We start from the raw sequence: 14,348 nt of genomic DNA on the forward strand, positions 1-14,348 counted from the left end.
ATATGAAAGTACTTCTATATAACAAAAAAGAGGATTTTCATTATGACGTCAGTATCTATACATCAATTCAAACATTGGCTTAAGTTTCATCCTAATTCTCGAATTAGAAATGTGTTTTTCATTTTGAAAAACATCAGAAGCGCAGAGCTACCTACCCCTAAACTATTTAATCGCTGTCTATATCAAGCGCACAAGCTAGTGGTGAATCTGGTTTCTGGCTTTACGCGATTCTTCTACTGGACTCCGGCTCTCAAAGGTCGTGTGGCTCAATGTGGCAAACGCCTGTATTTGTATGGTGGACTGCCTTTCGTCAGCGGTCCGGTGCAAATTACGATTGGCGACAACTGCCGTATCTCTGGCCACACGACATTCTCTGGTTGTACTCAACAACTTGAAGGCTTGGAACACCCACTATTGTCGATTGGCAATAACGTCGACATTGGTTGGCAGTCGACTATCGCTGTTGGAGGTAAAGTGGTTATCTCTGACAACGTACGAATCGCAGGCGGCGCTTTTCTATTTGGATACTCTGGACACCCGCTTGATGCAAAACGCCGAGCGCTAGGTGAAGGTGACGACCCTCAGCAAATCGGTGACATCATTCTTGAACCCGATGTTTGGTTAGGCACGAATGTGACGGTTAAAGGTGGCGTAACCATCGGCGAAGGTGCCGTAATAGCCGCAGGCAGCGTAGTAACAAAGAACATCCCGGCTTTTGCAATCGCAGGCGGTAACCCAGCTCGAGTTGTCGGTCACATCAAACCCGTTGAAGTGACAGAATCCGATATGTTCGATTCGTTAGAGACTCATGGAGGTGACCATGCGTGATTTAATCGTATTTGGTGAAGACTTTGGTGGCCTACCTTCATCGACTCAACATTTAGTTCGTCACCTTGCTAAGCAGCACAAAGTCTTATGGGTCAACTCAATTGGCTTAAGACAACCGAAGCTGTCCGCTAAAGATGCAAACCGAGCGTTCAACAAATTGTTTGGTAAAACCAAGGCCGTAACTCAAAACATGCTCGACTCTGAGGGACACGACAACATTACTATCGTTAACTTAAAGACAATCCCTGCGCCTGCTTCTAAATTTTCTAGAAAGTTGGCTCAGCAAATGATGTTGCACCAACTAAAACCGGTTATTGCAGAGCTTAATCTTAACGCGCCTATCCTATGGACTTCTCTTCCGACCGCTGTTGATTTGTGCGGACACTTAGGCGAGTCATCTGTGGTCTATTACTGCGGTGATGATTTTAGCGCGCTGGCTGGTGTTGATCATGACACCGTTGCACAGCACGAATCAGAGCTAATCGAAAAATCAACGCTTATATTCGCAGCTAGCAAAAAATTGATGGGTAAATTTCCAAAGCATAAAGCGCACTTGCTACCACATGGTGTCGACGTAGACCTATTTTCAACACCCGCACCAAGAGCAAAAGATTTACCAAGCAACCACCGCCCTATTGCTGGTTTTTATGGCAGCCTTTCTAAGTGGCTTGATTATGAAATGATTGATCATGTTGCGAATGCGATGCCGGAATGGGACTTTGTTTTCATAGGTCCAAACGAGCTTGATACGCTCATGCTGCCTAAGTTGAGTAACGTACATTACCTTGGCCCTCGTCCACACCACACGCTACCAAGCTATTCTCAACACTGGGATGTGAGCTTGTTGCCGTTTGTTGATAACGAGCAGATCCGAGCGTGTAGCCCACTCAAACTAATGGAATACCTTGCGGCGGGCACACCCATTATCACAACACCGTTCCCTGCTTTGGTTCCATATCAAGGGCACGTAACCACGGTTGGCAGTGCCAACCAAATGATTTGGGCGCTTGATCATGCACGCGAGCTAAGCAACTCACCTATCTCTGTCGTCGAACAAGAGAGCTGGCAGAACCGTGGTAACTTCGTACATTGGATGTTGGAGCTATTATGAATAATCTGAAATTGCGGTTATTAGTCATCATCAATGCGATGTGGCGCCAACGCTACGTTATCGTTCTGCCAATGCTTATTTTGCCCTTTGTAGGCTTTGGTGTGAGCAAGTTGGCTCCAACTAAATATGACGCGCATACCAGTATGTTGATTCAAGAAACGGCCAAGATGAATCCATTCTTGGAAGACATTGCCGTTTCGACGATGCTCAAAGATCGACTTAACGCATTGAGAACACTGCTTCACAGTCGACATGTGCTTTACTCGGTCGCTGATGAACTGCAATTAACCACGCCAGATATGCCTGAAATTGAGAAACAAGAGATCATTACTGACCTGTCTCAACGTCTAACGGTGACTCAGCTTGGAAAAGATTTTCTAAAGATAAGTCTAACGTCGAACACACCAAATGGAATGGAAGCGACGCTGCGCTCGGTAAGTGAACATTTCATTGAACAGTTACTCGCACCGGAACGTTCATCGATTGAAGATTCAAGTAACTTCTTGAAAATCCATATCGACAAACGTAGCGCAGAGCTTGCAGAAGCAGAAGAAGCGCTAGCTGCATACATGAATGAGAATGTTCATTCGACGCCTGAGGTACAGAGCCAAAGTTTGAATCGCTTAGCTTCACTCAAACAAACACTGGCAGAAAAAGAGGCCGAGTTATCGGGTGTCGAAAAAAGTTTAGGGTCAATCGACCAACAACTTTCAAGAACCAACCCTGTGATCGGTAAATTAGAAGACCAGATCATCGACATTCGTAGCGACCTTACCTTGTTACAAGCTAAATACACGGACAAGCACAGTGCTGTGCAAGCTAAAGTGCGTGAGCTAGACAGACTAGAGAATGAACGTAAGAGTTTGCTCGAGGTAACCCAGCCAACGATGAACAGCGACCAGCTTTGGGACATCGCAAGTAGTACGACACTGAACAAACTTTCTGATACCCAACCTCTTCTGGTCACTCAATTACACAGCCTACAGCTGGTTCGTGCTCGCTTTGAGTCTTTAACTGAAGAGACCAAAAGCCTTCGAACTATGATTTTCGAATTAGAACACAAGGCCAATAACTTCGGCGAAAATGCAAAAGAGATGTACCGCCTTAAACGTCAAGTTGAAATCAAACGTCAACTATATGATGAACTGACAGAGCGTTATGAAATGGCTCAACTAACGGGTTCGCTTGGTGTATTCGAGCAAAACAAACGTGTGAAGATTATCGATTTGCCTTTCACACCGAGTATCAAATCTAACATGCCGACTTTTGTTTTTATTCTGGCTGGATTCGTTGCAGGTATCGGACTGGGTATTGGTTTAGCGGTATTGTTTGAACTGTTTGATTCTTCAATCAAACGCAAAGACGAAATCGAATATATCTTGGGTGTCCCTGTGATAACGGTGATCCCTAAAATGAGCTAGTCAGCCTCAAAGCCATTTTTGACTTGCTAGATTCACAGCTTTCTAATTTCCTAGCTTCGTGCTTCCTAGCTTTCTAGTTTCCAAGCTTCGTGCATCCTAGAGCAAAACGCCAACACTCGGTTGGCGTTTTGTTTATTTAGAGCCCCAAGTTCTAATGCTACTTTCGATTTACCCAAGCCCTATGATTCAAACTGCCATTCAATTGTATTTTGTTTTGATTCCCATTTTGAGAAATGAAAACTGCCCTAGAATTAAATAATCTAAACAACTGAAAAATAACGGTTATTTAATTGGCACAACTCCTGCAGACTCCTTGTGTAGTCAAACGTTTTAAAGAAGTTACTTCAAGAGAAACGTCAGAAAAGCGAAACAAGAATTATAAAGGCAGGGTCCAAATTATGAATAACCAGATAACAAAGCATGGCAAGAAGATCATACACGTTGTTCAACACCTTGCCCCAGGCGGATTAGAAACCCTAACGTTAGATTTGCTGCGCCTTGCTAAACCAACAGACCAAGTGTTGATTGTCAGTTTAGAGGGTACTAAACAAGAGTCTATAAACAACTGGCCGAAGCTAGAGCCATACAAAAAGCAAATCGTCTTTTTGGATAAAGCACCAGGCGTACAATTCAATGTCATTATTAAGCTAATTAAAGCCTTCAATGCGATTCGCCCTGATGTGGTTCATACCCATCATATTGGCCCACTGTTATACGCTGGTTATGCCGCTCGCGTAACCGGGGTTCCAACTCGAATCCATACCGAACATGACGCTTGGCATCTGAACAACAACAAACGTCGTCGATTACAAGCGCTTGCATTAAAAGCTGCTCAACCAACGTTAGTTGCCGACGCGACACGTGTTTATAACCAACTACGCACTGCTTTTTCTTATGAGAACATCATTACCATCAAAAATGGCGTTGATTGTGAGAAGTTTAAGCCGATGTCGAAAGAACACGCGAGAGCAAAACTAAACCTGCCGACAGACAAACACATCATCGGTTGTGCAGGTCGACTAGAACAGGTCAAAGGCCAAGACCAACTTATTAAAGCACTGACTCTTTTACCTGCAAACATGGTTGTCGCATTGGCTGGCGGCGGTACTAAACGCAATCAACTAGAGCAACTGACTAGCCGCTTGAATCTGAGTGACCGAGTCATCTTTCTTGGCTTAGTTGAAGACATGACCACGTTTTACGGAGCGTTGGATACGTTCTGCCTACCTTCACGCCACGAAGGGCTGCCGCTTTCTACACTTGAAGCTCAAGCATGCAATATTCCAACCGTCGCAATGGACGTTGGTGCCGTCGATGAAACCTTATGTCCAGTCAGCGGCGCCCTCGTCAAAAGCGGCAGCATTGTGGGGTTAGCTAGTGCGCTATTAGAAAAGCAAAATGAACGCTTTTTGTCACCTCGTCGTTACGTACTCGAAAACTTCGACATCATCAAAATGGTTTCGTCTTACAACGATATATCAGAAGGAGCTTACGCATGATTGATTGGTTGCTTGCGGGACTTTGTTTGTTTTCAGGTGCGTTGATTGTCTATCATCACGCAGCCTACCCTTTGTTACTGCGTTGGTATGCGAAAAGCCACCCCGCACGCAAAGTTGAAGAGAGTCATCGTTGCTACAAAGAGGAACAGCAAGATTGCACGTTGCCGACCATCACCGTTCTTGTTCCTGCATTTAACGAAGAACAGTGGATCGCAGACAAGATTCGTAACCTTGCTTCACTCGATTACCCAAAAAAGAAGTTGGAAGTCATTATCGCTTGCGATGGTTGCACTGATAACACAGTCGCCATTGCACAAATGACCATACAAGAAGCGATGTGCAGTGATGTCTATTTTGAGATACATGACCATCAAGTAAACCGAGGTAAAGTCGCGGTTGTTAATGAAGAAGTGACACGTATAACCAGTGATATCACGGCGATGAGTGATGTTTCTGCCCTTATTTCATTGGATGCTTTGCTTATAGCTGCCGCTCATTTTGAAAGTGACAAGGTTGGAGTGGTAAACGCAACGTATCAACTTTGTCCAACAGGCAATGAAGGCGAAAACACGTATTGGCAGTACCAAACCGCGGTTAAAGAGTCTGAGGCTTCGTTAGGTTCTAGCTTGGGTTCTCATGGCGCTTTCTACTTGTTTAGAACACACCTGTTTGAACTGCTTCCACTCAACACTATTAATGATGATTTCATCTTACCGATGCAAATCGTTAAACAAGGTTACATCGCCGAATACGAAACCCAAATGGTGGCATTAGAGCTAGAAGAATCGAACCTAGAAACAGACTTCAAAAGAAGACTTCGTATTTCAGCGGGCAACATGCAACAAGCGATTCGATTATTTGCCTTGTTCAGCCCGAAGTTTAAAGGCATCGCGTTTGCGTTCTTTTCAGGAAAAGGGCTTCGCCTACTCACTCCCTATTTAATGATTGTGTGCTTAGTGTGCTCAATCTTACTTAGCAACTACTTGGTATTTGAAGCGCTGTTATGGGCTCAAGTTGCCGTTTATACCATTGGCGTCCTTGGCTGCATCTTGCCAAAGCGTCTAGTAAACAAACCTATTTCATTAATCTCTTATTTGATAGTTGGACACTACGCCAACTTCATTGGTGGCATTCGTTACCTAATCGGACTAGAAAACTCACCTTGGACACGAGCAAATCATTAAGGACTTATTATGATGAACATCGAACAGCTATCTACCCAAAACCTATACCAATACAAAATCTCACGTGCTAAACGTACTTTCGATTTTGTAAGCTCACTGATTGCTTTGATTTTGCTAGCGCCCGTATTTCCGTTGATTGCGATGGCGATTGCACTCACTTCTCGTGGCCCTATTTTCTACCGTCAATTGCGCGTTGGTAAATCGACACCGGAGAAAATGGAAATCTTTGAGATCATGAAATTCCGTAGCATGTACGAGGATGCAGAAACTCGCTCTGGTGCAGTTTGGGCTACCGCGAATGACCCGCGAATCACGCCTGTTGGCCGCTTTTTGAGAAAGACACGTCTTGATGAACTGCCACAACTGATCAATGTACTGAAAGGTGAAATGTCTCTAATTGGCCCGCGCCCTGAACGCCCTACTTTTTACACCAAACTAGAGAACGAAATTCCTTACTTTGCCGACCGCACATACGGTGTAATGCCTGGTATTACAGGGCTTGCACAAGTAAATCAAGGTTACGACACCTGTATTGATGATGTACGTCGTAAAGTAGGTTTTGACCACAGTTATGCACTAAGCCTATGTTCGGTTAAGTCTTGGATTGCCGCTGATCTCAGCATCATCTCTAAAACCATCATCGTCATGGTAGATGGTCGAGGTCGCTAAACCAGTATGGTCTAAGGTGAAAGAACAAGCTGCTTAGTCCAAGGTGGTAAATAGAGCAGTCTTGTCCGATGTGAATACAAAGCCAGCTTTGATAATGATTTGTCAGCTGGCTTTTTACTGTCTTAAAACAAGCCAAACCCAAGAACGCTTCGATTTTAAAATCCAATTGGTATACGATGCCAACATACTGTTCTAAAAACGATTAAATGCCGTTGTTATGAAAATCGCAGATCTTAAGCTGTTTACCACCGTTGTCGAACTGGGTAGTTTTACTGCCGCAGCCAATGCACTTGACCTTCCCCGAGCTAACGTTAGCCGTAGAATTAACGACCTTGAGAAGTCTCTCGGCATTCAACTGTTCTTTAGAACCACACGAAGCCTCTCCTTAACCAAATCTGGCGAGCTCTATTACAAAGAGCTGCTCAATGCGCTAAGTGCGCTCGACAAAGCGAACCATGTCGCTTCCAACCTTTCAGAGGTTGCACACGGGCAAATTAAGATTGGTCTATTGCCTGAAACCAGCGACATCATGCAGTCGACTCTGTTTAAATTCCAAGATATGTACCCTAAGGTTGAGCTTGATATTCGCAACATAAGTAACGCCTTTGTCGACATGTACCGTCAAGGATTAGACCTCGCTATGCATGGTGGTACGTTGAGCGACGCTAACGTGGTTGCTCGTAAAGTGATGGTTCTCCAGCGTATTTTTGTCGCAAGCCCTGAATTTCTAGAGAAACAAGGCAAGCCCTCAAACCTAAGAGAGCTCTCCAATTACCCATTTGTTTGCTTCAGGTGGCCAAGTGGCGACATCGACAAACAATGGGACATCAAAGATCATACCATCAAAGTTGAACCTTCGGTCGTCAGCGACAGCATTGGGTTCGTGAAAGGCGGTGTAATTCGACATAGAGGCATCGCGTTGTTACCAGAACTCTTGGTACGACAGCAACTCAAAGACGGCACCTTGATTAACCTGTTCCCCGACGAGAATCTTCAAGAAGAAGAAGCATGGTTGCTCTATCCTCAGCGTAAAGCGTTAAGCCATTCAGCACAGCTTTTGATTGATTTTTTATTACAAGAGCTTCCGAAACTCTAGTTATTGTAACGAATATTGTGACAGTGTTTCACGTGAAGACTAGATTATCTAAACAAGACTGAAAGATAGAATTACTCCATAAATTGACAGGAGTAATCCATGAAGCCTATATCTCAACATTCATCTGTTTTGCAGCGTTCGTCTATCTTTCAACAGACACCTATCTTCAAACACACAGTCATTGCACTAAGCCTAACCGCTCTGTTTGGCTGTAATGACTCTGAGGCGACGATAGCTCAAAAACAAACGCGCCCGATTCAAGTTATCCAACTTGAGCCTCTCTCTCATCAAGTTGAAAAATCGTTCACAGGCAAATTGCAGTCATCAGAAACCGCTGGCGTCGCGTTTCGTGTGCCTGGCACTATTCAAAAAATGATGGTCTCGGTTGGTGATTCAGTAAAGAAAGGCCAACCACTTGCGCAGTTAGACCCTCATGATTATCAAGTCGCGTTAGAAGAGTTACAAGCACGAGCACTCGAAGCGAAATCTGCACACAAATTAGCGAAATCCGAACTTGTACGAGTAAAACAAGCCATCGCTGATAATGCGATTGCCGATGTTAATCTAGACCGTGCAATCAGCGGTTATGAACGAAGTGAAGCGGCGGTTAAAGTCGTAGAACAGAACATACGCCGTGCGAAAGATTCGATTCGTTATACCCAACTGCTCGCACCCTTCGACGGCGTTGTAGCGGCATCGAACTTCGATCAGTTTGAACAAGTTCTGCCGGGCATTTCGGTTTTCACCATCCACAACCCTGATCAGCTTGAAGTTAAAATCCAAGTCCCAGAGAACTTGATTCATGAGTTCCAACCGAATCAAACCGCTGTTATCAATTGGTATGGCTCAGAGGAAAAGCTGATTGGGTACGCCGCTGAAATTGCCACGTCACCTCATCTTATCAAGCAAACCTACGCAGTTACCTACCATGTAGAGACAACCAACAAGTCAGTGTTGCCAGGAAAAGCCGTCACACTGACAACTCAACTTGGCGAAGCTAGCAGCAATTTTTGTTTACCGTATTCAGCGTTGGTGAATCAATCTGGCATCGAGCAAGTGTTCACGGTTAAGAACGAGCAAGCTCATGGCGTGACTGTGGACGTGGTTTCGATGTCCCAAAATACCGTATGTGTTGAATCAACGCTCAACGATGGTGATTTCGTCGTGGTGAGTGGTGCTCAGTACGTCATGGAAGGCCAACACTTCTCCGATATTCAAGTTAAGAGTCTGTAGGTAAATCATGATGAATCTAGCTGATTTTGCGATCAAACAACGCACCTTCATCCTGTTTTTCACTGCATTGAGTGTTATCGCAGGCCTGTTTTCTTACTTTGATCTTGGCAAGCTCGAAGATCCAAGCTTCACCATCAAAACGGCCGTCGTAGTAACGCTCTACCCCGGTGCTTCTGCGGAAGAAGTGGAACAGCAAGTTACTGATACCGTCGAAACTAAACTGCAAGAGATGGGGTCATTAAACCGACTTCGTTCACTGTCTCGCCCTGGCATGTCGATGGTATTTGTCGATCTCAAAGAATCTCTTAATTCAAAAGCACTTCCTCAAGAGTGGGACTTATTACGTCGCAAAGTATCTGACATGAAGCTGTTACTGCCTTCGACTGCACAGATCAGTGTCGTACAAGACGAGTTCTCTGAAGTCTACGGCATGCTTTTCTCTATCCACAGTAAGGATGCGTCTCCTGCTGAGCTAAGACGTTACGCAGAAGAGTTGCAACGTCGAATTAAAACCGTCGATGGTATTAAGAAGATCGAATTACACGGCGTTCAGCCACGCGTTGTTCATATCGACATCCCAGATGAAAGGTTAGCGCAATACGGCCTATCTATCACACAAGTTTGGTCGCAGCTGAATACGCAAAACATGGCGTTCGATGCCGGTAAGTTTTCAGCAGGAACTGAACGAATCCGAGTTCAACAGTCGAGTGAGTTTGGCTCATTAGAAGACATCAAAAGCCTGATGATCAAAGGCGGCGTGAGTGAATTAGGAACCAGCTTAATCCGCTTAGGCGATATTGCAGACGTCACAATGGGCTACCAAGAGCCAATGATGACAGAGAACCGCTACAACGGCGTACCAGCAGTCACATTAGCGATGAGCCCAGTCACCGGCGTAAACGTGGTATCACTTGGTGATGAAATCAATCAAATCGTCAGCGATTTTCAAGCAACCCTGCCGTTAGGTGTTGATATCGCGACAGTTGCTAACCAGCCGGAAGAAGTTCAGAAATCGATCGACAACTTCGTGAGTAACTTGCTAGAGAGTGTCGCGATTGTATTCATCGTCCTGTCTATATTCATGGGGCTAAAAAGCGCAACCATTGTCGGCTCAAGCTTACTGCTGACTATCTTGCTGACGCTTATCTACATGAACATCGCGTCAATCGATTTACACCGAGTTTCGCTAGGTACCTTCATTCTTGCGCTCGGCATGTTGGTAGATAACGCCATTGTCATCACCGATATGATGATTGTGAAAATCAACAAAGGCATCGACCGAACCAAAGCCGCAATTGATTCTGTTAAAGAGACAGCCACACCACTCTTTGGTGCGACAGTCATTGCTATTATGGGTGCGAGCCCTGTTATCTTTTCAAAAACCGATGCCGCTGAGTTCGCAAGCTCAGTATTCCTAATTATCGCCTCTTCACTGTTGTTGTCATGGTTTGTCGCAATGACCTTTACAGCTTTGATGTGTTGGTTCTTCATCAAGCCAACTAAGCAAGCTGACAATACCAAAGTAAGCTTATACCGTAAGAGCGTAAACTGGACGGTAGATAACCCACTCAAAGCACTGACGGGACTTATTCCGCTGATCTTGGTCACTGCATTGGCTATCCCGAATATTGCCGTTAACTTTATTCCACAAGCCGACAGACCCATTCTGTTCTTAGATTACTGGCTGCCAAATGGCACCAAGATTGAACAGACCTCAGAAGACATGCAGCGTATCGAACAATGGTTGTTAGAGCAGCCGGAAGTCGAGAGTATTTCAACGTACATTGGTGCTGGCGCTCCTCGTTTCTCAGTGACCATTGAGCCAGAGCCGTTTGACTCTGCTTACGGTCAGATCTTGATTAACGCGACCGATTTCCCTTCACTCAGCCCGTTGATTGCGCGTGGCGACAAATGGTTAATGGAAGAGTTTCCAAACGCCGATCCTCGCTTTAGAAGCTTAAAGCTTGCGACTTCGGATAAATTCAGTGTTGAAGCGCGTTTTTCAGGCCCAGATATCGAGGTACTGCACGGCTTATCTGAACAAGCGAAAGCTATCTTTGCTCGACACCCAGACACCAAGTACGTGCGTGACGACTGGCGTCAAAAGAGCAAAGTGCTAGAACCTGTCATCAACCAAGACAAGATGCGTCTTGCAGGCATTAACCGTGCAGATATTGCATTCGCGATGAAACGCGCGTCAGAAGGCATGCCGCTGGGTCGTATGAACTTAAACGACGAACTGGTGACGATTCAACTGCGTGGTACAGAAAGCTCTATTCAATCGCTAGAAACTTTGCCGGTACGTTCTTTATTGGGCATCCACAGCGTTCCACTAGGTCAAGTCATTGACGGGTTTGAGCTTACAAGCGAAGAGACCATGATTTGGCGTCGTGACCGAGTAAAAACCATCACAGCACAAGCTGGCGTTGGTCGCTACACCACACCTGCAGCAGTGAGAGACTCAGTTAAAGAACAGATAGAATCCATTCACCTTCCACACGGTTACCACTTGGAATGGGGTGGCGAATATTACGACGAGCATAAAGCGGTCAGCGATATTCTTAAACAGCTACCTAAAGCGATGTTGTTGATGGTGATCATCCTAGTTGCGATGTTTAACGGCTTCAAACAGCCAGTGATCATCTTCACCACCCTACCGCTTGCGGCGACGGGTGCAACGTTCAGCTTGTTGCTGTTGGATAAACCGTTCGGCTTCATGGCGTTGATTGGCGCGGTAACGTTGACAGGTATGATCATCAAGAACGGCATCGTGTTGATGGACCAGATCGAGCTTGAACGTAAAGACGGTCGCTCACTGTCAGACGCAATTAAAGAAGCAACCGTGAACCGTACAATGGCGATCTCAATGGGCGCACTCACCACAGCACTTGGCATGATCCCGTTGCTTAGTGACCTGCTGTTTGATCAGATGGCGGCGACCATTATCGGTGGCTTGGCTGCGGCAACCGTGTTGTCTCTGTTTGTAATGCCTGCGCTGTACAAGCTCTTCTATCGAACTGAAGAAAAAAAGACAGTGGCTGAAGCCATTAAAGATGCTGTAGTTGTACTCGATGCAACGCCTCAGTCTACAAACAGCGGCACTCCAATCTCATTCAACAAGGAGCAATAAACATGTATCCATTAACTAAGTTTAAAGTGGCTCCTATTGCTTTTGCCTTGTTGCTGACAGGTTGTGCGGTTGGCCCTGATTACGATGAACCGCAAACGACTATGGCTGAGACCTTCTTATATAGCCAAGGTGATGTGAACCAAAATGGCGTGAGCCAAAACGAACAACACAACCATTGGTGGACACAGTTCAATGATCCAACGCTCAATCAGTTAGTGGCCGATGTTCAAAGCCAGAATATCCCGCTTAAACTGGCCGCTGAGCGAATCAACATGGCGAACTCATACAAAAGCGTTGTTGAATCATTCAAAGTCCCGACCATCAATGTCGGTGGTGGTTATTACAACTACCAACTGAGTGAGAACGACTCCCTACTCGGCCCGGTATTTGGCGCCTCTGATGCGGTTGAATCAGCAACGGGGATGTCGCTGCTGGAAGCGCAACACGATGGTGGGTTCTTAGGTGCAAGCATCGCATGGGAAATGGACTTGTTTGGACGTATCGATAAGCAATCCAACGCAGCAACAATTCGAGTAGAACAAGCCGAGATATTCCAATCGGGTTTGAATATCTTGATCACTGCCGATGTTATTCACAACTACCTGCAATATCGTGGCGCTCAAGAGCGAAAAGCGATCGCACTAGAGAACATTTCCGACCAAAAGCAGACTTTAGAACTGGTCACCAAAGTTGTTCGCAGCGGCTATGGCTCGGAGTTAGATCTTGCTCAAGCCAAAGCCATGCTTGCCGCGACTGAATCCATTGTTCCTCAACTTGAAATCGCAGAGCAAGTTCACAAACAACGCATGGCAGTGTTGTTAGGCGAATCACTTACGAGCGTGAACCAACGTTTAGTGGGTGAATTTACCTTGCCGAGAATGAAGGATGTGATTCCTACAGGCTTACCTTCTGACTTGTTAGAACAACGCCCAGACATCCGAATTGCAGAACGCGAAATGGCAGCCATTAACGAAGAACTCGGCGCAAGCATTGCTAATCGCTATCCAAAATTCTTCCTAACGGGTACGCCAGGAGTAACTGCAGGAAGTTTTGATGACCTATTCAGTAGCGATTCATTCGGTTGGGCGGCATCTGCTGGCATCAGTTGGAATGTGTTCGATGGTGGCCGAGGCGAAGCCTTGGTAGAGATGAACGAAGCAAGGTTCCGTTCTGCAGCGCTTAACTACCAACACTCGGTAGACAGCGCCTTTGCAGAAGTCGATTCAAGCTTGTTTGCCTATGGCCGTAGCCAAGAGAACCAAAAGCGCATCGATGAAGCCACCCTCGCCGTCGATAATGCAGTGAGCAAAGCAAAGTCACTCTATAAAGCCGGCCTAGTCGATTACTTATCGGTGTTAGACGCACAAAGACAACAAAAAGCGATGCAAGATCGCCAAGTGGCCGCCAAGCTTCAAACCGCCAACACCACGATTGCGGTGTATAAAGCCTTAGGTGGCGATTGGAAAGTCGCTAATGAAACAAAGAGTGTCGAATTAGCTCACGCTAAGTAGGCTCGCTGTTCTCAGCTGAACGATGCAATAAGCATAAAAAAAATGCCGCCGTTGATTACGGCGGTATTTTTGTTACTAAAAGTCGCTGTAGCAATTGTGCACTTATGTTTAACGGATACGTACCTTTCCAATTGGGTTTAAACGACTAAATCGGTATTTGGGGTAATAGATCCAAAACAGTTCTTCGTTCTTAGAGTCTTGAGCTATCAATAACTCAATCTCGCCAGAGTTAATAACAATACGTACTTTACTTTTTGACAAAGGTTTCGTTCTATTCATCGTTACGTAGTTACTACTTCTCAAAGAATCTAACAATTTAGATTCTTCAAACTCCTCATGAGCCTCCACAACAAAACTCGACACGCTCAGCTCTTCAGCTAGGATATTTCGGATTTGATACTTCTGAGAGAGAAACAGAACGATACTGATTGCTGCGACTCCACTTAAGAGAATCAACGCTTTTATATTTTTACGCCAGACCCCAACAAAAAGTGCTGAAAGTAAGCTTACAATAAAAACTAAGGAGGTAACCGTAAACCAAATATCTAAATAATCGCCCATAATTACCCTATTCACCTCAACCTAGTTTAAGTACCCCTGATCATGTCTTCCATGACGAAAGTGAACTATTTTCGCGACAATCTGTGACTAGGGCGTGTTGATCTT

The 14,348-nt window shown here is 45.3% G+C and carries 11 protein-coding genes; 10 read left to right on the top strand and 1 reads right to left on the bottom strand.

The window, feature by feature from the left end:
* Window positions 1–42 precede the first annotated feature (42 nt).
* The 10 genes from AB4507_RS05260 (at window position 43) to AB4507_RS05305 (ending at window position 13,682) form a co-directional block, all read left to right on the top strand.
* Complete coding sequence (locus AB4507_RS05260) at window positions 43–828, top strand: DapH/DapD/GlmU-related protein (RefSeq protein WP_372182336.1); 786 nt, start codon at window positions 43–45, stop codon at window positions 826–828.
* Complete coding sequence (locus AB4507_RS05265) at window positions 821–1,939, top strand: glycosyltransferase (protein ID WP_017070858.1); 1,119 nt, start codon at window positions 821–823, stop codon at window positions 1,937–1,939. Before AB4507_RS05260 ends, AB4507_RS05265 begins: the two co-directional genes overlap by 8 nt.
* Window positions 1,936–3,360 (top strand): GumC family protein, encoded by a 1,425-nt coding sequence (locus AB4507_RS05270; RefSeq protein WP_372182337.1) that lies wholly within the window; start codon window positions 1,936–1,938, stop codon window positions 3,358–3,360. Before AB4507_RS05265 ends, AB4507_RS05270 begins: the two co-directional genes overlap by 4 nt.
* A 398-nt stretch (window positions 3,361–3,758) precedes the next feature.
* Complete coding sequence (locus AB4507_RS05275) at window positions 3,759–4,859, top strand: glycosyltransferase (RefSeq protein ID WP_372182338.1); 1,101 nt, start codon at window positions 3,759–3,761, stop codon at window positions 4,857–4,859.
* Window positions 4,856–6,043 (top strand): glycosyltransferase family 2 protein, encoded by a 1,188-nt coding sequence (locus AB4507_RS05280; RefSeq protein ID WP_017059581.1) that lies wholly within the window; start codon window positions 4,856–4,858, stop codon window positions 6,041–6,043. Before AB4507_RS05275 ends, AB4507_RS05280 begins: the two co-directional genes overlap by 4 nt.
* 9 nt (window positions 6,044–6,052) lie before the next feature.
* The gene (locus tag AB4507_RS05285; RefSeq protein WP_017063903.1) at window positions 6,053–6,712 is read left to right on the top strand and encodes a sugar transferase; all 660 of its coding nucleotides are present in this window, start codon (window positions 6,053–6,055) and stop codon (window positions 6,710–6,712) included.
* Window positions 6,713–6,929: 217 nt separating this feature from the next.
* Complete coding sequence (locus AB4507_RS05290; RefSeq protein WP_004733811.1) at window positions 6,930–7,808, top strand: LysR family transcriptional regulator; 879 nt, start codon at window positions 6,930–6,932, stop codon at window positions 7,806–7,808.
* Window positions 7,809–7,907: 99 nt separating this feature from the next.
* On the top strand, window positions 7,908–9,041 hold the full coding sequence (locus tag AB4507_RS05295; protein WP_372170541.1) for an efflux RND transporter periplasmic adaptor subunit: 1,134 nt from the start codon (window positions 7,908–7,910) through the stop codon (window positions 9,039–9,041).
* A gap of 10 nt (window positions 9,042–9,051) precedes the next feature.
* Window positions 9,052–12,171, top strand: a complete 3,120-nt coding sequence (locus tag AB4507_RS05300; protein ID WP_372182342.1) for an efflux RND transporter permease subunit — start codon at window positions 9,052–9,054, stop codon at window positions 12,169–12,171.
* A 2-nt stretch (window positions 12,172–12,173) separates the two neighbouring features.
* Window positions 12,174–13,682 carry an efflux transporter outer membrane subunit gene (locus AB4507_RS05305; protein WP_372182339.1) on the top strand — a complete coding sequence of 503 codons (1,509 nt, stop codon included), beginning with the start codon at window positions 12,174–12,176 and terminating at the stop codon, window positions 13,680–13,682.
* Window positions 13,683–13,790: 108 nt separating this feature from the next.
* Here the strand turns inward: AB4507_RS05305 and AB4507_RS05310 are convergent, their stop codons facing one another.
* Window positions 13,791–14,243, bottom strand: a complete 453-nt coding sequence (locus AB4507_RS05310) for a hypothetical protein (protein ID WP_372182340.1) — start codon at window positions 14,241–14,243, stop codon at window positions 13,791–13,793.
* Window positions 14,244–14,348: the final 105 nt, after the last annotated feature.

Origin of the sequence: Vibrio sp. 10N.222.54.A3, assembly GCF_041474095.1 — a bacterium.
In the GTDB taxonomy this organism is placed as follows: domain Bacteria; phylum Pseudomonadota; class Gammaproteobacteria; order Enterobacterales; family Vibrionaceae; genus Vibrio; species Vibrio crassostreae_C.

Excerpts from the sequence above, each read along its gene's own strand:
- AB4507_RS05290 (WP_004733811.1), top strand. The coding sequence starts at position 6,930 with ATGAAAATCGCAGATCTTAAGCTGTTTACCACCGTTGTCGAACTGGGT.
- AB4507_RS05265 (WP_017070858.1), top strand. The coding sequence starts at position 821 with ATGCGTGATTTAATCGTATTTGGTGAAGACTTTGGTGGCCTACCTTCA.
- AB4507_RS05260 (WP_372182336.1), top strand. The coding sequence starts at position 43 with ATGACGTCAGTATCTATACATCAATTCAAACATTGGCTTAAGTTTCAT.
- AB4507_RS05310 (WP_372182340.1), bottom strand. The coding sequence starts at position 14,243 with ATGGGCGATTATTTAGATATTTGGTTTACGGTTACCTCCTTAGTTTTT.
- AB4507_RS05295 (WP_372170541.1), top strand. The coding sequence starts at position 7,908 with ATGAAGCCTATATCTCAACATTCATCTGTTTTGCAGCGTTCGTCTATC.
- AB4507_RS05300 (WP_372182342.1), top strand. The coding sequence starts at position 9,052 with ATGAATCTAGCTGATTTTGCGATCAAACAACGCACCTTCATCCTGTTT.
- AB4507_RS05305 (WP_372182339.1), top strand. The coding sequence starts at position 12,174 with ATGTATCCATTAACTAAGTTTAAAGTGGCTCCTATTGCTTTTGCCTTG.
- AB4507_RS05270 (WP_372182337.1), top strand. The coding sequence starts at position 1,936 with ATGAATAATCTGAAATTGCGGTTATTAGTCATCATCAATGCGATGTGG.
- AB4507_RS05280 (WP_017059581.1), top strand. The coding sequence starts at position 4,856 with ATGATTGATTGGTTGCTTGCGGGACTTTGTTTGTTTTCAGGTGCGTTG.
- AB4507_RS05285 (WP_017063903.1), top strand. The coding sequence starts at position 6,053 with ATGATGAACATCGAACAGCTATCTACCCAAAACCTATACCAATACAAA.
- AB4507_RS05275 (WP_372182338.1), top strand. The coding sequence starts at position 3,759 with ATGAATAACCAGATAACAAAGCATGGCAAGAAGATCATACACGTTGTT.